18 protein-coding genes and 1 tRNA gene are annotated in these 20,732 nt (G+C 70.7%); 10 read left to right on the top strand and 9 right to left on the bottom strand.

Annotated features, from left to right (window positions below; all coding sequences use genetic code 11):
- Nucleotides 1–37: 37 nt before the first annotated feature.
- The 4 genes from ACWGR4_RS17300 to ACWGR4_RS17285 all read right to left on the bottom strand — a co-directional run bounded on the left by ACWGR4_RS17300 (nt 38) and on the right by ACWGR4_RS17285 (nt 3,797).
- Nucleotides 38–616, bottom strand: coding sequence for a 50S ribosomal protein L25/general stress protein Ctc (locus tag ACWGR4_RS17300; protein ID WP_078975636.1), 579 nt, complete (start codon nt 614–616; stop codon nt 38–40).
- A 422-nt stretch (nt 617–1,038) separates the two neighbouring features.
- The gene (locus tag ACWGR4_RS17295; RefSeq protein ID WP_452131856.1) at nt 1,039–2,016 is read right to left on the bottom strand and encodes a ribose-phosphate diphosphokinase; all 978 of its coding nucleotides are present in this window, start codon (nt 2,014–2,016) and stop codon (nt 1,039–1,041) included.
- A complete protein-coding gene (glmU, locus tag ACWGR4_RS17290) occupies nt 2,013–3,551 on the bottom strand; it encodes a bifunctional UDP-N-acetylglucosamine diphosphorylase/glucosamine-1-phosphate N-acetyltransferase GlmU (protein WP_380005246.1) in 1,539 nt (512 codons plus the stop codon). The genes ACWGR4_RS17295 and glmU overlap by 4 nt, the downstream gene beginning before the upstream one ends.
- A gap of 173 nt (nt 3,552–3,724) precedes the next feature.
- Nucleotides 3,725–3,797, bottom strand: a tRNA-Gln gene (locus tag ACWGR4_RS17285).
- Between the two features lie 300 nt (nt 3,798–4,097).
- On the opposite strand from ACWGR4_RS17285, the gene ACWGR4_RS17280 reads away from it, so the two are divergent.
- The 3 genes from ACWGR4_RS17280 to ACWGR4_RS17270 all read left to right on the top strand — a co-directional run bounded on the left by ACWGR4_RS17280 (nt 4,098) and on the right by ACWGR4_RS17270 (nt 7,412).
- Nucleotides 4,098–5,075: an acyl-CoA desaturase gene (locus tag ACWGR4_RS17280; protein WP_452131857.1), complete on the top strand. Its 978-nt coding sequence runs from the start codon at nt 4,098–4,100 to the stop codon at nt 5,073–5,075.
- A gap of 58 nt (nt 5,076–5,133) precedes the next feature.
- A complete protein-coding gene (locus tag ACWGR4_RS17275; RefSeq protein ID WP_101897050.1) occupies nt 5,134–5,736 on the top strand; it encodes a TetR/AcrR family transcriptional regulator in 603 nt (200 codons plus the stop codon).
- A 197-nt stretch (nt 5,737–5,933) separates the two neighbouring features.
- Nucleotides 5,934–7,412 (top strand): AAA family ATPase, encoded by a 1,479-nt coding sequence (locus ACWGR4_RS17270; protein WP_452131858.1) that lies wholly within the window; start codon nt 5,934–5,936, stop codon nt 7,410–7,412.
- A gap of 85 nt (nt 7,413–7,497) precedes the next feature.
- Here ACWGR4_RS17270 and rocD read toward each other — a convergent pair whose 3' ends face one another.
- Both rocD and ACWGR4_RS17260 read right to left on the bottom strand, forming a co-directional pair.
- Nucleotides 7,498–8,769 carry an ornithine--oxo-acid transaminase gene (gene rocD / locus ACWGR4_RS17265; protein ID WP_380005254.1) on the bottom strand — a complete coding sequence of 424 codons (1,272 nt, stop codon included), beginning with the start codon at nt 8,767–8,769 and terminating at the stop codon, nt 7,498–7,500.
- Nucleotides 8,770–8,946: 177 nt separating this feature from the next.
- The gene (locus ACWGR4_RS17260; protein WP_452131859.1) at nt 8,947–9,861 is read right to left on the bottom strand and encodes a dimethylarginine dimethylaminohydrolase family protein; all 915 of its coding nucleotides are present in this window, start codon (nt 9,859–9,861) and stop codon (nt 8,947–8,949) included.
- Between the two features lie 336 nt (nt 9,862–10,197).
- Here ACWGR4_RS17260 and trpS point away from each other — a divergent pair, with 336 nt between their 5' ends.
- From trpS to ACWGR4_RS17245, 3 genes are read left to right on the top strand one after another with little or no spacing between them, the layout of a single operon-like run.
- Nucleotides 10,198–11,226: a tryptophan--tRNA ligase gene (trpS, locus tag ACWGR4_RS17255; RefSeq protein WP_380005258.1), complete on the top strand. Its 1,029-nt coding sequence runs from the start codon at nt 10,198–10,200 to the stop codon at nt 11,224–11,226.
- A gap of 10 nt (nt 11,227–11,236) precedes the next feature.
- A complete protein-coding gene (locus tag ACWGR4_RS17250; RefSeq protein ID WP_380005260.1) occupies nt 11,237–11,779 on the top strand; it encodes a 2'-5' RNA ligase family protein in 543 nt (180 codons plus the stop codon).
- A gap of 42 nt (nt 11,780–11,821) precedes the next feature.
- A complete protein-coding gene (locus tag ACWGR4_RS17245) occupies nt 11,822–12,874 on the top strand; it encodes a YihY/virulence factor BrkB family protein (protein ID WP_452131860.1) in 1,053 nt (350 codons plus the stop codon).
- Nucleotides 12,875–13,376: 502 nt separating this feature from the next.
- Here the strand turns inward: ACWGR4_RS17245 and ACWGR4_RS17240 are convergent.
- Complete coding sequence (locus ACWGR4_RS17240) at nt 13,377–14,585, bottom strand: D-alanyl-D-alanine carboxypeptidase family protein (protein WP_452131861.1); 1,209 nt, start codon at nt 14,583–14,585, stop codon at nt 13,377–13,379.
- Nucleotides 14,586–14,692: 107 nt separating this feature from the next.
- Here ACWGR4_RS17240 and ACWGR4_RS17235 point away from each other — a divergent pair, with 107 nt between their 5' ends.
- Entirely contained in the window at nt 14,693–14,926 is a 234-nt protein-coding gene (locus ACWGR4_RS17235; protein WP_126637519.1) for an SCO4848 family membrane protein, read from the top strand.
- A gap of 5 nt (nt 14,927–14,931) precedes the next feature.
- Nucleotides 14,932–16,224, top strand: a complete 1,293-nt coding sequence (locus tag ACWGR4_RS17230; protein WP_452131862.1) for a cytochrome P450 family protein — start codon at nt 14,932–14,934, stop codon at nt 16,222–16,224.
- A 644-nt stretch (nt 16,225–16,868) separates the two neighbouring features.
- On the opposite strand, the gene ACWGR4_RS17225 is transcribed toward ACWGR4_RS17230, so the two are convergent.
- Nucleotides 16,869–17,363 carry a MarR family winged helix-turn-helix transcriptional regulator gene (locus ACWGR4_RS17225; RefSeq protein WP_380005268.1) on the bottom strand — a complete coding sequence of 165 codons (495 nt, stop codon included), beginning with the start codon at nt 17,361–17,363 and terminating at the stop codon, nt 16,869–16,871.
- A gap of 209 nt (nt 17,364–17,572) precedes the next feature.
- Between ACWGR4_RS17225 and ACWGR4_RS17220 the strand changes: the two genes are divergently transcribed.
- The gene (locus ACWGR4_RS17220) at nt 17,573–18,517 is read left to right on the top strand and encodes an ADP-ribosylglycohydrolase family protein (protein WP_380005270.1); all 945 of its coding nucleotides are present in this window, start codon (nt 17,573–17,575) and stop codon (nt 18,515–18,517) included.
- A gap of 108 nt (nt 18,518–18,625) precedes the next feature.
- Here ACWGR4_RS17220 and ACWGR4_RS17215 read toward each other — a convergent pair whose 3' ends face one another.
- The gene (locus tag ACWGR4_RS17215; protein WP_380005273.1) at nt 18,626–19,129 is read right to left on the bottom strand and encodes a carboxymuconolactone decarboxylase family protein; all 504 of its coding nucleotides are present in this window, start codon (nt 19,127–19,129) and stop codon (nt 18,626–18,628) included.
- A gap of 47 nt (nt 19,130–19,176) precedes the next feature.
- On the opposite strand from ACWGR4_RS17215, the gene pdxR reads away from it, so the two are divergent.
- Nucleotides 19,177–20,732, top strand: a 1,556-nt coding sequence (gene pdxR, locus ACWGR4_RS17210) for a MocR-like pyridoxine biosynthesis transcription factor PdxR (protein WP_452134209.1), incomplete at its 3' end; no start/stop codon positions are given.

The following is a 20,732-nucleotide window of genomic DNA, read 5'->3' as shown; positions in this document are numbered from 1 at the left end:
ATGCCGTTGTCCCCGCGTTCGTTGCGCGTGTGTCGACTCAGGCCTCTTCGGCCGCGGTCTCCTCGGCGGTCGGCTCGGGCGCCGACGGGGTGAGGATGTGCAGGATGACGGCCTCGGGGTCGCCCGCGAGCGCGGTGCCCTTCGGCAGCTTGATGTCCTTGGCGTGCACCGAGGCGCCCGGCTCCAGGCCGGTCACGTCGATCTCGATGGTGCCGGGGAGGGCGGTGGCGTCGGCCTCGACGGGGAGCGCCGGGACGACGGTCTCCAGCAGGCCGCCCGGGGCGATCTCGCCGACGGTGCTGACCGGAACCTCGACCGTGACCGTCTCGCCCTTCTGGACGATCAGGAGGTCGACGTGCTCGAGGTGCCGCTTGATCGGGTGCCGCTGGACGTCCTTGGGCAGGGCGAGCTGCGCCTTGCCGTCGATGTCCAGCGAGAACAGCACGTTGGGGGTCTTGAGCGCGAGCATGAGCTCGTGGCCCGGAAGCGCAAGGTGGAGCGGAGCGGAGCCGTGACCGTAGAGGACGGCCGGCACCTTACCCGCGCGACGGGCGCGACGGGCGGCACCCTTGCCGAACTCGGAACGCGGCTCGGCGACGATACGGACCTCGGACACGACGGGTACTCCTCGAACGACGCGGTGGCGGATGGCGGGGCGGGGTCCCCATGATGCGGATCGACTGCGGACGGTGATCGCCGGAGCCGGTTCGTAGGTGCCCGAGTGGCACCGGGTCCCCTGCAAAAGCCTTGGAGGAGTACACGACACACAACTACCGCGTCGATCACGGAGCAAGTAGCGCGCATCCCTCGCCGGGCAACCCCGTTAGCCTACCCGCTCTTCTCGGTCGACCCGAAATCGGGTCGCGACAAGCACCACTCGAACGAGTGATGGCGCGCCCCCCGGTCGGGGCACGATACCGCGAAGAGCGAGCGGGCACACATACGCCGCCCGGCCGAACGGACGGGCGGCGTACGCGAGTTGGAGCAGTCGAGACTCGGCATCCCGCTAAGGTGCCGAATGTCGACAAGACCTTCGGATCAGCTGTGGCCCTCGAACAGGCTCGTGACCGAACCGTCCTCGAAGACCTCACGGATCGCGCGGCCCACCATCGGGGCGATCGACAGGATGGTCAGCTTGTCGAACCGACGCTCCTCCTCGATCGGCAGCGAGTTGGTCACGATGACCTCGCTGATCCGCGAGTTCTTCAGCCGGTCCACGGCGGGGCCGGAGAGCACCGCGTGGGTGGCGGCCACGATCACGTCGGCCGCACCGTTCTCGTACAGCGCGTCGGCGGCGGCGCAGATCGTGCCACCGGTGTCGATCATGTCGTCGACCAGCACACAGGTACGGCCGGCGACGTCACCGACCACCTCGTGCACGGTGACCTCGTTGGCGATGTTCGGGTCGCGGCGCTTGTGGATGATCGCCAGCGGGGCGCCGAGGCGGTCCGTCCACTGGTCGGCCACCCGGACCCGGCCGGCGTCCGGGGAGACCACGGTCAGCCGCTCGCGGTCCACCCGCTTGCCCACGTGGTCGGCCAGCAGCGGCAGCGCGAACAGGTGGTCCACGGGGCCGTCGAAGAAGCCCTGGATCTGCGAGGTGTGCAGGTCCACGGCCATCAGTCGGTCGGCACCCGCGGTCTTGAACAGGTCCGCCATCAGCCGCGCCGAGATCGGCTCGCGACCGCGGTGCTTCTTGTCCTGACGGGCGTAGCCGTAGAACGGGACGATGACCGTGATGCGCTTGGCGGAGGCCCGCTTGAGCGCGTCGATCATGATCAGCTGTTCCATGATCCACGTGTTGATCGGAGCCGTGTGGCTCTGGATCACGAACGCGTCGGCACCTCGTACGGAGTCCTCGAACCGTACGTAGATCTCCCCGTTGGCGAACTCGAAGGCCTTGGTGGGAACGAGGTCCGCACCGAGCTCCGAGGCCACCTCCTTCGCAAGTTCGGGGTGGGCCCTGCCCGTGAAGAGCATGAGCTTGCGCTCAGGCGTCACCTTGATCCCGCTCACAGCACCGTCTCCTTGCCATTCGCCTCGGCAGAACCGTCGTTCGGCCCGGCCGTTGTGTGCACGTCACCCGCGTCGCCCTGGCTCGACGCGAGCGCGCGTTCGGCGGCCTGCGCCGAGGCCGTACCCGCGCGTTTGCGTGCGACCCACCCGTCGATGTTGCGTTGGCGCCCCCGCGCCACCGCCATCACACCGGGTGGGACATCTTCGGTGATCGCCGATCCGGCGGCCGTGTAGGCACCGTCGCCGATCTCGATCGGGGCGACCAGCATGGTGTCGCTGCCCACGCGGACGTGGTCGCCGACCACCGTGTGGTGCTTGTTCACGCCGTCGTAGTTCACGAAGATCGTGGCCGCGCCGATGTTGGTGCCCACTCCGATGGTCGCATCCCCGACATAGGTCAGATGCGGCACCTTCGATCCCTCGCCGACCACGGCGTTCTTCATCTCCACGAAGCCGCCGGCCTTGGCCTTGGCGGCGAGGCGGGTACCGGGCCGCAGGTAGGTGTATGGCCCCACGGTCGCCTCGGGGCCGATCTCGGCCCCCTCGCTCGTGGCGTTGTACACGTGTGCCCTCGGCCCGACGACCGTATCGCGCAGCGTGCAGTTGGGCCCCACCACGGCCTCGGCGGCGATGCTGGTGACGCCGTGGAGCTGGGTGTTGGGGTGCACGACCGCGTCCGGCTCGAACGTCACGTCGACGTCGATCCAGGTGGTCGCGGGGTCGATCACGGTGACCCCGGCGCGCATCACGGCCTCGATCAGGCGGTCGTTGAACACCCGCCGCGCCTGGGCGAGCTGGACCCGGTCGTTGACGCCCAGGATCTCCCGGTGGTCCACGGCGGCCGCGGCGCCCACCCGGTGTCCGGCCTCGCGCAGCACGTGCAGCGTGTCGGTGAGGTATTCCTCGCCCTGGCTGTTGTGCGGGGTGATCTGGCCCAGCGCCTCGCGCAGCAGCTTGCCGTCGAACGCGTACACGCCGGAGTTGATCTCGGCGATCGCGCGCTGCGCGGCGGTGGCGTCCTTGTGCTCGACGATCGCGGTGACGGCGCCGCGCCCGTCGGGGGTGTTCTCCCGGACGATCCGGCCGTAGCCGGTCGGGTCGGGCACCACCGCGGAGAGCACGGTGACGGCGTTGCCCTCGCTCTCGTGGGTGGCGACCAGGGCGGCCAGGCTGTCCGAGGTCAGCAGCGGGGTGTCCCCGCAGGTGACCAGGACCACTCCGTCGGGTTCGCGGCTGCTCGCGGCGAGCCCGTCCAGGGCGACGCGCACGGCGTGGCCGGTGCCGTTCTGTTCCTCCTGGACGACCACCTTGGCGGCCGGGTCCAGGACGGAGAGGTAGCCGGCGACCTGGTCGCGGCCGTGGCCGACGACGACGATCAGGTCTTCGGGATCCAGTCGTCGGGCGGCCTCGACCACGTGTCCGACCATGGCCCGACCGGCCAGGGAGTGCAGGACCTTCGGAGTGGTCTTGGAGCGCATGCGGGTGCCCTCACCCGCAGCGAGTACGACGACGGCAGCCGGGCGGATGGGGCTCACAGAGCAAGGCTCCTCGGCATCGCTGGCGGGGGGATGCCCGACGACTCCGAAGGCCGACTTCGGAGAAACGAAACGACGGCACGACGAAGCCGAGCCGAACAAACCGGGCCCTATGAGGATAGCGCCGTCGGCGGGAGCCTCCACGCGCCGATGCGGCCTGCACGACCGAAGGGCTCCGCTACCAGGATTTGAACCTGGACCAAGGGGACCAAAACCCCGTGTGCTGCCGAGTTACACCATAGCGGAATGAATCGGGCATTCCGCCTGAGCAGCGGGTTCATCCCGTTTTCACGGCACCCACTATGCCGGCCCCCCGGCATCCCGTGCGCGAATAACCCCCCGGAAACCGGGCCCAAGATCGCCGAAGCGCCGTCGGCATGCTCGCGGACACACCTGGAAAACGTCCTCCTCGGGGTGCGCAAGGCAAGAATGAGAAGGCGTACAGACCCCTCGCTTTCCGCTCATGACCTGCCATACTGACGGAACTTACGGCTCCGTAGGTTACGTCGCCGTAGCGTTGCCTGTCCCCGATCCGAGGGAATCCCTATGACCGTTTCCTCCTCCGGTTCCACCGGCGCCGGCGTGCTCGAAGCCGAACGGAGGTCCGCCGACTCCGCCACCCGCGGCACGCTCGGCGGCGAGCGCAAGCACGCCGCCGAGCAGATCGCGCTGGCGCTCTTCATCGGCGTCCCGTTCCTCGCGCTGGTGGCAGCCGTGCCGGTCGCCTGGGGATGGGGGCTGTCCTGGCGCGACGTGGTGCTCGCGGTGGTGATGTACGCCATCACCGGCCACGGGATCACCATCGGGTTCCACCGCTACTTCACCCACGGGTCGTTCAAGGCCAAGCGCCCGGTCCGGATCGCGCTGGCGATCGCGGGCAACATGGCCGTACAGGGGCCGCTGGTGCGCTGGGTGGCCGACCACCGCAAGCACCACAAGTTCTCCGACAAGGAGGGCGACCCGCACTCGCCGTGGCGCTACGGCACCGGCGTCGGCGCGCTGTCCAAGGGCCTGTGGTGGGCGCACATGGGGTGGCTGTTCGACGTCGAGCAGACCTCGCAGGAAAAGTACGCGCCCGACCTGCTCAAGGACCGCGACATGATTCGCGTCTCCCGCCAGTTCCCGCTGTGGGTGGCGGTCTCGCTGGGCGCTCCCGCGCTGGTCGGCGGGCTGTGGGCGTGGTCGTGGCAGGGCGCGGTGACCGCGTTCTTCTGGGCCGGCCTGGTCCGGGTCGCGCTGCTCCACCACGTGACGTGGTCGATCAACTCGATCTGCCACGCGGCGGGCGAGCGTCCGTTCAAGTCGCGCGACCGTTCCGGCAACGTGTGGTGGCTGGCCATCCCGTCGATGGGCGAGTCCTGGCACAACCTGCACCACGCGGACCAGACCAGCGCCCGGCACGGGGTGCTGCGCGGTCAGCTCGACAGCAGCGCTCGCACGATCCGCTGGATGGAGAAGCTGGGCTGGGTCTGGGACGTGCGTTGGCCGGACCGGGAGCGGGTCGCCGCACGGCGCGCGGCATGATGGGGCAGTGACCGAGACCAGCAGGCGGAGTGCACCGCGCGGCGGCGGTCGTGTGCGCATGACCGGAAAAGAGCGCCGGGAGCAGTTGATCGACATCGGTCGAACGCTGTTCGCGGAGCGTGGCTACGACGCGACGAGTGTCGAGGAGATCGCACACAAGGCCGGTGTGTCGAAGCCGGTGGTCTACGAACACTTCGGCGGCAAGGAAGGGCTGTACGCGGTCGTCGTGGACCGCGAGACGAGCGCGCTGCTCGACGGGGTGACCGGCGCGCTGACCGGCGGCCACCCCCGGGAGCTGCTGGAGCAGGCCGCCTTCGCGCTCCTCGACTACATCGACCAGAACACCGACGGCTTTCGCATCCTGGTCCGGGACTCGCCGGTGGCCCAGTCGACGGGCACCTTCGCGTCGCTGATCAGCGACATCGCCTCGCAGGTCGAGGACGTGCTCGGCCTGGAGTTCAAGTCGCGCGGCTACGACCCGAAGCTGGCCCCGATGTACGCCCAGATGCTGGTCGGGATGGTCGCCCTGACCGGCCAGTGGTGGCTCGACGTCCGCCGCCCCAAGAAGGCCGACGTCGCGGCCCATCTGGTCAACCTGGCCTGGAACGGCCTGTCCGGCATCGAACCGAAGCCGAGACTGGTCGGCCGCCGCAGCTCGTGACCCGATCCGGGGTCTTCGGCATGTGAGACGGGGACGCCCCTGGGGCGGTCCCCGTCTCGTGCGTGCGATTGCCGTGCGGCAGATCGGGTGCCGCCGAAGATGGTGTCGCTACGAATAGTATCCCCGGCGATACCATTCGTAGCCATGCTTGTAGAGGTACGCTTCTTAGAACTGTACTTCTATAACTGCGAGGACCGGTGGACAAACCCGTCGAGATGTTCGATCGCGATCACGAGTGGTCGGCGCTGGGTCGGTTCATCACGGACACGCAGCCGGGCGCCACGCTCGGGGTGGTCTCCGGGCGTCGCCGCCAGGGCAAGACGTTTCTTCTGGACGCCGCCTGTCGGGCGGCGGGCGGGTTCTACTTCGGTGCGACCGAGGCCACCGACGTCGAATCCCTGCGCAGGATCGGCGCGGCTCTCACCGCCCATGTCCGACCCGCGAGCCCCTATCACTTCGCCGACTGGTTCGAGGCCGTCGACGTGCTCCTTGCCCTCGGCGCGGAGCGCCCCGTGCCCGTGGTCATCGACGAGTTTCCCTATCTGGCCAGGGCCAATCCGGAGTTGCCTTCCGTACTTCAGGAAGCATTTCGACCTCTGCGGGAGCAACGCACCGCGTCCCGAGCGCGAGTGCTGTTGTGCGGATCGGCCCTGTCGTTCATGGGGAAACTTCTGTCCGGCAACGCGCCGTTGCGTGGTCGTGTGGGCCTCGAACTGATCATCCGTCCACTCGACCACCGGCTCGCCGCGCGCTTTTGGGACATCAGCGATCCGCGACTGGCCATGCAGGTGAACGCGATCGTCGGAGGCACTCCGGCCTATCGGCGCGAGTTCGCGCGCGGCGACTCGCCCACCGGGCCCGAGGACTTCGACGACTGGGTCGTGCGCACGGTGCTCAATCCCGAGACGCCGCTCTTTCGCGAGGCCCGCTACCTGCTCGCCGAGGAACCCGATCTACGGGACACCGGCCTGTACCTGTCCGTCCTGGCGGCCATCGCCGACGGCAACGGCACCCGCGGCGGGGTGGCCGGCTACCTCGAACGCAAGGCCACCGACATCTCGCACCCGATCAACGTCCTCGAGGACGCCGGACTGCTCCACCGTGACGCCGACGTCTTCCGCGACAACCGCTCCACCTACCGCATCGCCGAGCCGCTGATCGCCTTTTACCACGCCATTATGCGACCGGTGTGGGACCAGTTGGAACGCCCCGGAAGTGCCCGTCGGGTCTGGCAAGCCAGTCACCGTCGCTTCGCGAGCAACGTCCTGGGGCCGCACTACGAGCAGGTTTGTCGCGACTGGACCCTGCACCATGCCGATCCCGACCTGATCGGCGGCCTGCCCGCGCGGGTCGGGCACGGTGTCGTGCACGACGCCAAGGCTCGGGTCGGCCACGAGGTCGACGTCGCCGTCATCGGCATCGCCGACGGCGGCAGACCACCGTTGCTCGCGATCGGCGAGGCCAAGTGGAACGACACGATCGGCATCGCGCACATCGATCGTCTCCGCGCCATTCGCGACCTCGTCCGGCAGGCCGGCCGCTACGACACGAGCGAGACTCGGCTGCTCTGTTTCAGCGGCGCCGGCTTCAACGACAAGGCCCGTGCCGCCGCCGCGGCCGACCCCGACATCCGACTCGTCGACCTCGACACGTTGTACGGCCCGACGTCGCATTGAGGTCGGCGCCGGCGTCGCGCCCTGTGGCGCGGTGACGGCCGCGGAGTTTCGGGGACTCCGCGGCCGTCGGGGGCGGGGTGGGGGGTCAGCCCAATACCGCGCGCAGTTGGTCGAGGGACCATTCCAGGTCGTCCTTGGAGATGACCAGGGGTGGGGCGATGCGGATCGTTTGGCCGTGGGTGTCCTTGACCAGGACGCCGCGGTCCATCAGGGCCTGGGAGACGTCGCGTGCGGTGCCGTGTGCCGGGTCGATGTCGACGCCCGCCCACAGGCCGCGACCGCGGACCGTGGTCACGGAGTGGCCCACCAGCGCGGCGAGTTCGCGGTGCAGGTGGTCGCCGAGGTCGGCGGAGCGCTGCTGGAACTCGCCGGAGCGCAGGATCTCCAGGACCTCCAGGCCCACCGCGCAGGCCAGCGGGTTGCCGCCGAACGTGGAGCCGTGCTCGCCGGGGGCGAACACGCCGAGCACCGCACGGGACGACACCACGGCCGAGATCGGCAGGATGCCGCCGCCGAGCGCCTTGCCCAGGATGTACATGTCGGGCACCACACCCTCGTGCTCGCACGCGAACGTGCGGCCCGTGCGGCCCAGCCCGGACTGGATCTCGTCGGCGATGAACAACACGTCGCGCTCGGCGGTGACCCGGCGCACCTCGGCCAGGTAGCCGGGCGGCGGGACCAGCACACCGGCCTCGCCCTGGATCGGCTCGAGCAGCACCGCCACCGTGTCGTCGGTGATCGCCGCGCGCAGCGCCGCCGCGTCGCCATAGGGCACGACGTCGAAGCCCGGGGTGTACGGGCCGAAGTGCCGGCGCGCCTCCTCGTCGGTGGAGAAGCTGACGATCGTGGTGGTGCGGCCGTGGAAGTTGCCCGCCGCCACGATGATCCTGGCCCGCCCGTCCGGCACGCCCTTGACCTCGTAGCCCCACTTGCGCGCGGTCTTGACAGCGGTCTCCACCGCCTCCGCGCCGGTGTTCATCACCAGGACCATCTCCATGCCCGCCAACTCCGCGAGCTGCTCGCAGAACGGCGCGAAGCGGTCGTTGTGGAACGCCCGGCTGGTCAGCGTGACCCGGTCCAACTGCCGCTTGGCGGCGTCGATCAGGCGCGCGTTGCCGTGCCCGAAGTTGAGCGCGGAATACCCGGCCAGCATGTCCAGGTAGCGCCGGCCCTCGACGTCGGTCATCCAGGCGCCGTGCGCCTCGGCAACCACGATCGGCAGCGGGTGGTAGTTGTGCGCGCTGTGCTCCTCGGCCAACGCGATCAGTCGGGTGCTCTCGGCGCCGGGGCCGCCCGGGCGACCGACCCCAAACTTGTGCTCGGGGGAGGAGGGGACGGGGGTGTGCTGCGTGCTCATGACGTCCTTTCGCAACGGTGGAGAGCCGTGGGAATCGCTACGAGAGTGGAGAACGGCGATACCGGGAGATGCCGGGAGGAGGTTCGGTACGAAGGCGGGGAAATCCCGCAATCAATGACAAGACGGAGAAAAGTCACCCGGGTGGGTACGGACGGGATACCCCGCGGGGACGGCGGATCAACGGGCGGCGCGCAGTTCCAGGACGCAACCGCGCACGCTCGCGCCGTGGGCCGCGAATGCGGACATGTCCAGCTCGATCGTACGGAATCCCCGCTCCGCCAACCGGGCGGCGAGCGCGGGTGTCGTGTCGCCCATCACCACGCTGCGCCCGTCGGAGACCGCGTCGAGGCCGAGCGCCACCGCGTCCGCCTCGTCCACCTCGATCCGTTCCGGGAACACCCGGGTCAGCCGGCGCAGCGCGGTCGGGGTGAACGCCCCCGGGTAGTAGGCCGCGGTGTGCCCGCCCAGCACGGTCAGCGCCGAGCCGAGTCGGGGAAAACGCGGGTCGGCCAACTCCAGCGGGACCACGGGCAGGCCGAAGAACGCCTGCGCCTCGGCATGCGCGGCCACCTCGGTCGACGGCCCCACCGCGGCCAACAGCCGGGGGCCGACCGGGATCAGGTCGCTCTCGCCCTCGTGGACGAACACCGGCTCCAGCGCGGAGCGGAAGCCGTGCCGGGCGAACCACTCCAGATACGCCGGCGTCGCGGCCGACCGCGCCGCCGCCCGCGGCCGTGCGCCGAGCACCCGCCTGCCCACCACGGTCGCCGCCCGCGAGGCGAAGACCATGTCGGGCAGCCCCGGTCGGCCCGGCACCAGGCTCACCCGATGCCCGAGCCCGATCAACACCGCGCGCAACCGCTCCCACTGACCCATCGCAGTCGTGGTGCGCGCCGTGAACCCGGTCGCCGGCGGCGTCTCGTCCAGATAGACCGGCGGACACATCACGTAGTGCCGCAGTTCGGCCGCCCGCGGGGCGACGAAGCCGCGTCGCCGCTGTCGGGACACCCGCGCCCGCTCGGCTCCGGGCGATATGTGCTCCGACCGCAGGTCGGAACGGCCCGATCGACCGCAGCGCGAGGTGAGGCGCACGCGATATCCCCTTCTCGCGGACGGCGGCGGCAGGCGCGCGCCCGGGATTTCCGCGGCCCACGCCCGTCCGACCCTGCCGATGGTGATGCCGTGCAGTCGGCGGCAGGCCGGGGCCGCACCCGATCGTCACCGTGGATAGGCGGTCGGCGACCCTCTGTGTCGGCCCTGGACAGCCTAGGTTGCCGCCACCGGAGGCGTAAAGGCGGCTGCGTTGTCCCATACCGCACGATCGTTGCGCATTTCCCCGGGCGCTCACCCGCTTTGTTGTGCGCCCCGCGCGGACGTCGCGTGGCTCCCCTGACCGGAACCACGTCACGCGCCTGAGAGAATGGCGGCATGGCCTCGACGCGTCCCCGTGTTCTGTCCGGAATCCAGCCGACCGCGGATTCGTTCCACCTGGGTAACTACCTGGGCGCGATCCGGCAGTGGGTGCCGTTCCAGGACAGCCACGATGCCTTCTACATGGTGGTCGACCTGCACGCGATCACCGTTCCGCAGGACCCGAAGCAGTTGCGCGAGCGCACCCGGATCTCCGCCGCGGAGCTGCTCGCTGCCGGTCTGGACGCGGACCGCTGCACCCTGTTCGTGCAGAGCCACGTACCCGAGCACGCACAGCTCGCGTGGGTGATGAACTGCATGACCGGCTTCGGCGAGGCCGCGCGGATGACCCAGTTCAAGGACAAGTCCGCCAAGCAGGGCACCGACCGCACCACCGTCGGCCTGTTCACCTACCCGGTGCTCCAGGTCGCCGACATCCTGCTCTACCAGGCCGACGCGGTCCCCGTCGGCGAGGACCAGCGCCAGCACGTGGAGCTGACCCGCGACATCGCGCAGCGGTTCAACTCGACGTTCGGCGAGACGTTCACCGTCCCCAAGCCGTTCATCGTCAAGGAGACGGCCAAGATCGTCGACCTCCAGGACCCGACGATCAAGATGAGCAAGTCCGCCTCGACGCCCAAGGGCATCGTCAACCTGCTCGACGACCCCAAGGCGAGCGCGAAGAAGATCCGCAGCGCGGTCACCGACACCGGCACCGAGGTGCGCTTCGACGAGACGGAGAAGCCGGGGGTGTCCAATCTGCTCACCATCCACTCGGCGCTCTCCGGCACCTCGATCCCCATGCTGGAGGAGCGCTTCGCGGGTCGCGGCTACGGCGACCTGAAGAAGGAGGTGGCCGAGGTGCTGGTCGATTTCGTCACCCCGTTCCAGGAGCGGGTACGCGGCTACCTGGACGACCCGGCCGAGCTGGACGCCGTCCTCGCCCGGGGCGCCGACAAGGCCCGCGAGGTGGCGTCGCGGACGCTCGCCGAGACCTACGACCGAGTCGGCTTCCTGCCCCCGGTCACCGGCCGGTCGGGAGGCTGAGGCGCAGCACATGGCCAAGCGCACCATCGGAGTGTCGATCGCGATTCCCGAGCCCTACGGCAGCGAGTTGCAGGCTCGCCGCGCCGGGTTCGGGGATCCGCTCGCGAACGCCATTCCGACCCACGTGACCCTCCTGCCGCCGACCGAGGTGGCCGACGAGGCGATGGCCGAGATCGAGGAGCACCTGCGCGCGGTCGCCGCCGGCGAGGCCCCGTTCGACATACACCTGCGCAGCACCGGTACGTTCCGACCGACCTCGCCGGTGGTGTTCGTCCAGGTCGCGCGCGGCATCCCGGAGTGCGAGCGGATCGAGGCCGCGGTGCGATCCGGGCCGCTGGAGCGCGAGTTGCACTTCCCGTACCACCCGCATGTGACCGTCGCGCATCACCTGCCCGATCACATGCTCGACCTGGCGTTCGCGGAACTCGTCGACTACGACGCGGTCTTCCCGATCTGGGGCTTCAGCCTGTACGAGCACGGCACGGACGGGGTGTGGCGCCCGCAACGTGACTTCGCGTTCGGCCAATCGTTGCCAGGTCCGCTGCCCGTGTGATGCCGTCCCGGCCGCGCGGGACGTCACAGAGTGGAGTCGCGTGTGGGCAGGGCGTCGGGCGGGCAGCAGTCATCCGTGGCGATCAAGGAGCGGCTGGCGAGGATCCCGATCATCGGCCCCACCTGGCGGGCCTATTCGCGCTATGGCGATCGACAGGGCAATCGACTCGCCGCCGCGGTGACCTACTACGGGTTCCTGTCGCTGTTCCCGTTGATCACGCTCGCGGCGGCGGTGGTGGCCGCGGCACTCGACCCCTCCCAGGTCCGCCGGATGCAGAACAAGATCTCCGAGCAGATCCCCGGTATCGCCGACAAGTTGGACCTGGACGCGCTGGTGCGCAACGCGGGCGCGGTCGGGGTGATCGGCGGCGCGCTGCTCCTGGTGTCCGGGACGGGGTGGGTGGATGCGACGCGTTCCTCCATCCGGGCGATCTGGGATGTGGAGGAGGAGCCGGGCAACGTCGTCGTGCGCAAGATCGCCGACGTCGGCGTACTGATCGGCCTGGGGCTCGCGTTGGCGTTGTCGGTCGGCGCGTCCACGTTCGCGACGGTGGTGATCCGGCACGTCTCCGACTCGATCGGGCTCGAACACCAGCCGGTCGGCCGGGTCCTGCTGCAGATCGCCGCATTCGCTGTCGCGGTCGGCGCGAGCGTGGTGCTGTTCCTGTACCTGCTCGTGGGGATGCCGCGACTGACCATGCACCGCTCGGTCGCGATCAAGGGTGCGTTGATCGGGGCGGTCGGCTTCGAGTTGCTGAAGCTGTTGGTGTCGTCGTACATCGCGGGGGTCGCGGGCAAGAGCGCGTACGGCGCGTTCGGCGTCCCGGTGGCACTGCTGCTGTGGATCTACTTCGTGATCCGCCTGCTCCTGTTCTGCGCGGCCTGGACGGCCAACGCCCAGGAGGCCGGCGAAGCCGCGGACAACATCGAGGCCGCCGCCGAAAAGGCCGCCGCAGAACCCCCGTTGGACCTGTCCAAATACAAACCCAAGCCCACCCACCCCATCCGCACCTACGCCTTGGCGGTAGCCGGCACAGCCACCCTGGGCATCCTCCTGGAACGCTTCACCCGAAACCGCCCACCAACCGACACCTGAGCCCACCTACAAACCACAGCACACCACCAAAGCCAACCACCCCATCCCACCCGGCACTTGAGCCCACCCGCGAACCCCGACACATCGCCAAAGCCAACCCCTTCAGCCCGCCCGGCGCTTGAGCCCATCGGTAAAAGCCAAGCATCGTGGCGAAACCAACCACCCCAGCCCGGCCGACGCTTGAGCCCACCCGCGAACCCCAGCACGCCGGCGAAGCCATACACCCCAGCCCACCCGGCGTTTGAGGCCGCCTGCAAACCGCAGCACGTCGGCAGAGCCAACCCCTTCAGCCCGGCCGGCGCTTGAGGCCACCCGCGAACCCCAGCACGTCGGCAAAGCCAACCCCTTCAGCCCGGCCGGCGCTTGAGGCCACCCGCGAACCCCAGCGCGTCGGCAAAGCCAACCCCTTCAGCCCGGCCGGCGCTTGAGGCCACCCGCGAACCGCAGCACGTCGGCGAAGCCGACCACCGCAGCCCGGCCGGCGTTTGAGGCCGCCCCACCCCTACGGCAGGATGTCGTCCTCGAACCGCACGCCCGAACCCCCCTCGCGCCGCCGAAGGGCGAACAGCACGCCGCCGCCCACCACCAGCGCCGCCGGCACCCCGAGCCCCGCCCACAACACCCAGTCGAACCCGCCGTCGTCCGAGGCGGCCGACGCCTTCGCAGTCTTGGCGTCGCCCGGCTTCCCGTCGGCCGCCTTCGTGCCCTTGTCGTTCTTGTCCCCCGGCGCCGCCAACGGCTCCACCAGCATGCCGACCGGCTTGGCCTGGGCCATCGCGGCGAAGCCCCAGTCGAGCAGCTTCCCGGTGTCCTCGTACGTCTTGCCCTTGCCCTCGACGTGCATGATGCTCACGAGCAACGTATGCCCGCCGCGCTGCGCGCCGCCGACGAAGGTGTTCCCGGCGTTGGTGGTGTAGCCGTTCTTGACACCGAGCATGCCCGGATACTGGCCCAGCATCGTATTGGTGTTCTGGATCTGGAACTTGGCCCCCGCGACACCGGGAAAGTCGGCGACCTTGGTGCTCGCGTACGAGCGGAAGTCGTTGTTCTTGAGCCCTTCACGGGCGAACAGCGCGAGGTCGTACGCGCTGGAGACCTGCCCCGGCGCGTCGTAGCCGTCCGGCGAGACCACGTTGGTGTCGCCCGCCTGAAGCTGCTTGGCCCGCTCGTTCATCTGCCGCACGGTGGTGTCCACACCACCGTTCATCGCGCACAGCACATGCACCGCGTCGTTGCCCGAACGCAGGAACACCCCGCGCCACAGGTCCTCGACCTTGTAGGTCTCGTTCTCCTTTATCCCGACCAGGCTGCTGCCCTCGCCGAGATTGCGCAGCTCGGCCGGCGCCACCTGGTGGGTGGTGTTGCGGTCGATCTTGGGCAGCACCGTGTCCGCGAACAACATCTTCAGCGTGCTGGCCGGCGGCAACTTCCAGTGCGGGTTCTTCGCCGCCAGGATCTTCCCGGTCTCCGCGTCGGCGACCACCCACGAGTAGCCCTCGACGGCGGGCGGCGGCGGGCTCCCGGGCGGCAGGTCGCTCTGTACACCCGGTTGGGCCAAGCGCGCGCCACCCACATCCGACATCGACGCGGGGGGCTGCGGCTCCGGCGTGCCCGGGGCGGCCTGCGCCATCGAGGCGGAACCCAACACGAAAGCGATCGCCCCCGCGCACGCAACGGCCGGCTTGCGAGAAGCCCGGAACCAGTAAGACATGCGATGAGCGTACTGGCGGCCCCCGGCTGCGGTTCGGCGACCGCGCCGCCGCATACTGAACCGGGACAAATTTGCTGAACTTTTGACCGGGAAACGGGTGCTTCACGTTGAGGATCGGCCGCGGTACATCCGCCTGTCTGGTGTTGTTCGGCGTCTGGAGCTGGATCCTGTGGCCGAACTTCCTCAGGAACATCTGGGCCGACGACCGCTCCTGGAACGACGGCCCGACCGCGTTCTTCCTGATCCACCTGGCACTGACGATCGTCTCGTTCGCGGCGGGCAACGCGATCGGTTGGCTCGGGATCAAGGGGCTGCGCGCCACGCGGACGTCGCGGACGTGACGGACGTGACGGACGACCCCGCGGGCTGCCCCGCGCATCCGGTGCCGGCCGGGCCCGAGCTGTTCACCCGGGAGTTCATCGCCGATCCGTATCCGGCGTACGCGCATCTGCGCGAGTACGCGCCGGTCCATCGCACCACGCTGCCCAGCGGGGTCGAGGCGTGGTTGGTCACCCGATACGCCGACGCCCGGCAGGCGCTCGCCGATCAGCGGCTGAGCAAGGATCCGCGGCGGTCGGAGGCGGCCTGGAAGCAGGGCAAGGTCGGCGTGCCCGGCGAGCAGCGCTCGGGGGTGGGCGCACATCTGCTCAACCTCGACCCGCCGGACCACACCCGGCTGCGCCGCCTGGTGTCCAAGGCGTTCACGCCGCGCCGCGCCGAGGAGTTCCGCCCGCGCGTACAGGCCCTGACGGACCGGCTGCTCGACGACTTCGCCCGGACCGGCGAGGCCGACCTGATCCACGACTTCGCGTTCCCGCTGCCGATCTACGCGATCTGCGACCTGCTCGGTGTGCCGGACGAGGATCAGGCGGACTTCCGCACCTGGGCCGGGATGATGATCCGGCACGGTTCGGGGCCGCGCGGCGGGGTGGCCCGGGCGGTGCGGCACATGCGTACGTATCTCGCCGAGTTGATCCACCGCAAACGCGCGACGCTCACCGACGCGGACGACGACCTGATCTCGGGGCTGATCCGGGCGAGCGACCACGGCGAACACCTGACCGAGGACGAGGCCGCGGCGATGGCCTTCATCCTGCTGTTCGCCGGCTTCGAGACCACGGTCAACCTGATCGGCAACGGGCTGCTGACGCTGCTCACGCACGACCGGGAACGGCTCGCGCTCCGGGCCGATCCCGAACTGCTCGCGCCCACGGTCGAGGAACTGCTGCGCTACGACGGCCCGGTCGAGGTGGCCACGTGGCGGTTCAGCACCACCGAGGTGGAGATCGGCGGGACCCGGATCCCGGCGGGCGAGCCGGTGCTCGTGGTGCTCGCGGCGGCCGACCGCGACCCGCTCCGGTTCCCCGCGCCCGACCTGCTCGATCCGGCCCGCGCGGACAACCAGCACCTGGCCTTCGGGCACGGCATCCACTACTGCATCGGCGCACCGCTGGCCCGGCTCGAGGGCCAGATCGCGATCGGCACGCTGCTGCGCCGGCTACCCGATGTGCGGCTCGCGCTGCCGGCGGACGAACTGCGGTGGCGCGGCGGGCTGATCATGCGTGGCCTGCAGCGGCTGCCGGTGACGTTCACCGCGGAGACGGACGGCCGCGCGGCGGGTGGGCCTGCGGGCGGCTGAGCCGAAGTGCGCTCGACCGGAAGGCGGTTCGTCTCCGGTGGATCGGGGCGGACGTGGGGCGGCGGGGTGACGGATCGTCATCCGTCACCCCGCCTGTACCCGAGCACCCTTCTCCCCGAATCGCCCCCGACCCCGGTCTTCCCACCCCTGGTCCCCGCCCCGATCCCGCCCCTGGTCCCATCCCGATCCCGCCCCGGTCCCACCCCCGGGTTTCCCCACCCGTCCCCCAACCTTCGAGTCCCCCTGCGCGCGTTCCCCCGCCTCACATCCCGGTGCTCGCCACCCCCACGCCCCCCGGCGTTCCACCCCCCGGATCACCGTCACTCGTCCGCTCCGGCGTTACTTCCCCAAGACGCCTTCGCGGATCCGGACGATGCTCCTCACCCCCGACCCCCCGCGTCCCGGGCTAGTCGTGCCCGGTCAGTGCCGCGAGGTCGGCGGGCGTGGGCCGACGGCGCCGCGTACTGCGAACCGGGTGAATGGTGGAGGTCATGCCCTGCTCCTGTTCCCCGAGGCGAACCCTTGCGGTCTCGCTCCCAACAGGGACTTGTCTACAGGGCGTCGTTCCCGACACACAACGGGTCCTTGACACATTTGATCACTTAGAGTGAATCCCGACCATGAAATGGTCAAAGAGGTTTGTTTCAGGCGTGGTTGTCGAACGGCGCGACGATCGAACGCAACAACCCGGCCAGCGCCGCCTGCTGATCGACCGTCAGGCCCGCCAGGATGGCCCGTTCGTGTTCCAGCAACTCGGCCATCGCCGCGTCGACCCGATCCCGGCCGTCGTCGGTCAGCCGGACCAGCACCCCGCGCCGGTCGTCGGGGTCGGGCAGGCGCAACACCAGGCCCTTGGCCGCGAGGCGGTCGATACGATTCGTCATCGTCCCGGAGGTGACCAGCGTCTGGGTGAGCAGCTGGCCGGGCGAGAGCTGATACGGCGCGCCGTCGCGGCGCAGCGCGGAGAGCACGTCGAATTCCCACGGTTCGAGGTCGCGCGCGGAGAAGGCGGTACGCCGGGCACGGTCGAGGTGCCGCGCCAGTCGGGTCACCCGGCTCAGTACTTCGAGGGGTTCGACGTCGAGGTCGGGGCGCTCCCGCTTCCATGCCGCGACAAGCCGGTCGACCTCGTCTTTCATGAGGTCATTCTAGCGAATCGTTCGATGCCGAGCCTCTTGATGTCGAGATAAGAATCAGCAATATCCGTCATGTTCCGAGAGGATGCGGCCACCTTATGGCCGTACCGCACCAAGAAGGGCCGGAACCCGCGTGCCGAGACGGCGAAGTCGGCGTCCCGGCACGGTAATCCCTTGGTCTCCGGGCCGCGCCGGCCGGCAGGGTGGGGCGCATGGATCGCACCCGACGTGTCGCGAACGCGGCGCGCTCCCTGCACGGTTTGGCCCTCGGCGACGCCTTCGGCGAGCAGTGGTTCGGCTACCGGGGCGCCGAGCTCGCCGAGCGGCTGACCGGCCGCATCGCCCCGCAGGCCCGCCTCTGGTACTGGACCGACGACACCGCGATGGCGCTCTCGCTGCTGCGCATCCTGCACCTGTGCGACGCGGTGGACCAGGACGCGCTCGCGGCGCATTTCGCCGCGTCGTACGAGGCAGATCCGTATCGCGGCTACGGCCCGTCGATGCACGGCGTGCTGCGCGCGATCCACGAGGGCGAGCCGTGGCGAGAGGTGACGCGCCGCCAGTTCGAGGGCCAGGGCTCGTGGGGTAACGGCGCGGCGATGCGGGTCGCGCCGCTGGGGGCGTGGTTCGCCGACGACGGGCTCGCGGTGGTGGCGGCCGCGGCGGAGCGGTCCGCCGAGACCACGCACGCGCATCCGGAGGCGGTGGCGGGAGCGGTCGCGGTGGCGATCGCCGCGGCGCTGGCGACTCGGGGGCGGGGCGAAGCGGCCCCGGATCCGGTGGAGTTCCTGGTCGAGGTGGCCGGACACACGCCAAAGAGCGACGTGGCGGCGGGCCTGCGGGCGGCCTCCCGGCTGCCCGCCCACGCCTCGGTCCGGCACGCGACGGGCGTACTGGGCAACGGCTCGCGGATCAGCGCCCCCGACACGGTCCCCTTCGCCCTGTGGACCGCCGCCCACCACCAGGACTCCCTCCCGGAGGCCCTGTGGCACACCGCGACCGGCATGGGCGACGTCGACACCACCTGCGCGATCACCGCGGGCGTCGTCGCCTCCCGCACCGCCCTGGCCGACATCCCGGAACCCTGGCTCACCGCGCGCGAGCCGATCCCGACCTGGGTCGACACCGGCGGAACGGCGACGCCGACCCGCTCCTGACCGGACCGGGGTATCGGGCGCCCCCAACTCCGCGGATCCCGCTCCGCCCCCGCGGTCGGAGCGGGATCCGTCAGTGCGCCAGGTCCGGGCGGCGCGGCGCGGGATCCGTCAACGAGCCAGGTCGGGACGGTACGAGCCCGCCACCCATGCGCGGGTGGCGACGCCGACCCGGTTGAGGGTGTTGATCGCGGCGATCGACCAGACGATCTGGCCCATCTCCACGTCGTCGAAGTACTTCGCCGCCTCGTCCCAGACCGGCGTCGGCACGTGGCCCTCGGTGAGCAGCGTGACCGCCTCGGTCAGGGCCAGCACCGCACGCTCGCGGGCGGTGAAGAACGGCGTCTCGCGCCACACCGGGATCGCGTGCATACGCTGCTCGGTCTCGCCGAGTTCGCGGGCGTCCTTGGTGTGCATGTCCACGCAGTAGGCGCAGCCGTTGATCTGCGACGCGCGGATCTTGATCAGCTCCGCGACGATCGGGTCCAGACCCTCGGCCGCCGCCTTGCTCAGCGCGATGGCGGCCTTGTACGCGGCGCCGTGCAGGGGCTTGAGGGGCAGTCGGGCCGGGTCGCCGGCGACGGGGGTTTCCTCGGTCACTTCCTGAATGCTCATGACCACGACCGTACGTACGGATCGGACCACGATTAAGGTCCAATCCCATGCGGAGTTCCTGGGCCATCGGCGATGTGGATCTGTACCTGGAACCCGGCCCCGTGCGCGGTCGCCGGATCGGACTGGAGCGTGCGCTGCGCGCGGCGATCGTGGACGGCCGGCTCGCCCCCGGCACTCGGCTGCCCTCCTCGCGCACCCTGGCCGTGGATCTGGCGATGGCCCGCAACACGGTCGCCGAGGCGTACGCCCAACTCGTCGCCGAGGGTTATCTGATCGCCCGCCGGGGCGCCGGCACCCTGGTCGCCGAACGCCCGGCCGACCCGGTGCCGGTGCCGGTGTACGCGCGCGCCTCGGCCCCGCGCTTCGACCTGCGGCCCGGACGCCCGGACCTGTCCGCGTTCCCCCGGGCCCGCTGGGCCGCGGCCCAGCGACGCGCGCTGGCCGCCGCCGGACCCGACGCGTTCTGGCCGCAGGCCGACCCGCGCGGCCGGATCGAACTGCGCGAGCGCCTGGCCGACTATCTCGGCCGGGTCCGGGGCGTGCGCACCCGGCCGGATCGCATCGTGGTGTGCGCGGGCTACACGCAGGGCCTGTACCTGCTCGGCCACACGCTGGCCGCCCGCGGTGCGCGCCGGATCGCGATGGAGGACCCGGGGTTGCCGTTCCTGCGCGAGATCGTGGCCCGCACCGGCGTCGAGGTCGGCGCCGTCGGGGTGGACGGGCAGGGCGCCCGGATCGACACCGCCGGCGACGCGGACGCGATCGTGCTGACCCCGGCCAACCAGGCCCCGATGGGCGTGCCGCTGCACCCGGACCGGCGCGCGGCGGCGCTGCGCTGGGCCGCGGAGACCGGTGGCGTGGTGATCGAGGACGACTACGACGGCGAGTTCCGCTACGACCGCCACCCGGTCGGCGCGCTCCAGGGTCTGGGCGCCGAGCACGTGGTGTACGCGGGCACCGCGAGCAAGATGCTCTCGCCGGGCCTGCGGCTCGGCTGGCTGGTGGTGCCGCCGTACCTGCTCGACGACCTGCTCGCGGTCCGCGACCGGCCCGAGTTGACGGTGGGCACGCTGGACCAGCTCACCCTGGCCGAGTTCATCGCCGCCGGCGACCTGGACCGGCACGTGCGCCGCGCCCGCCTGGCCTACCGCGACCGCCGCGACCGGCTCGTCGCGGAGCTGGCCCGGCGGGTGCCGGCCGTACGGGTGTGCGGCATCGCGGCGGGCCTGCAGGTGCGGCTCGAACTGCCCGAGGGCGGCCCGGGCGAGGAGGAGACGCGCGCGCTGCTGGCCCGGCGCGGCGTGGCGGTGCACCGCATGGGCTGGTACCACCGGGCCCCGTACGCCGAGCACCCGCCGGGGCTGGTCGTCGGCTATGCGGCGCCCACCGCGGCCGCCTTCGCCGGCACGCTGGAGGCCCTGGTCGCCGCACTGGCCGAGCTGTTCGGGCCGCGGACCGCGCCCGGGCGCGCCCGGCTCCCCGAACACACCGGGGGGGGGGGGGGGGGGGCCCCCCCCCCCGGGGGGGGCCGGTGTGGCGGGGGGGCGCGGCGGCGCGCGCGCCGACCCAGAAGGCCACGCGAGCGCCCCGGAGCGGCGGCCGC

It is taken from the genome of Embleya sp. NPDC055664 (genome assembly GCF_053618075.1).
Note: the sequence above shows the minus strand (reverse complement) of the source record. Positions and strands in the feature narration are given on the sequence as shown.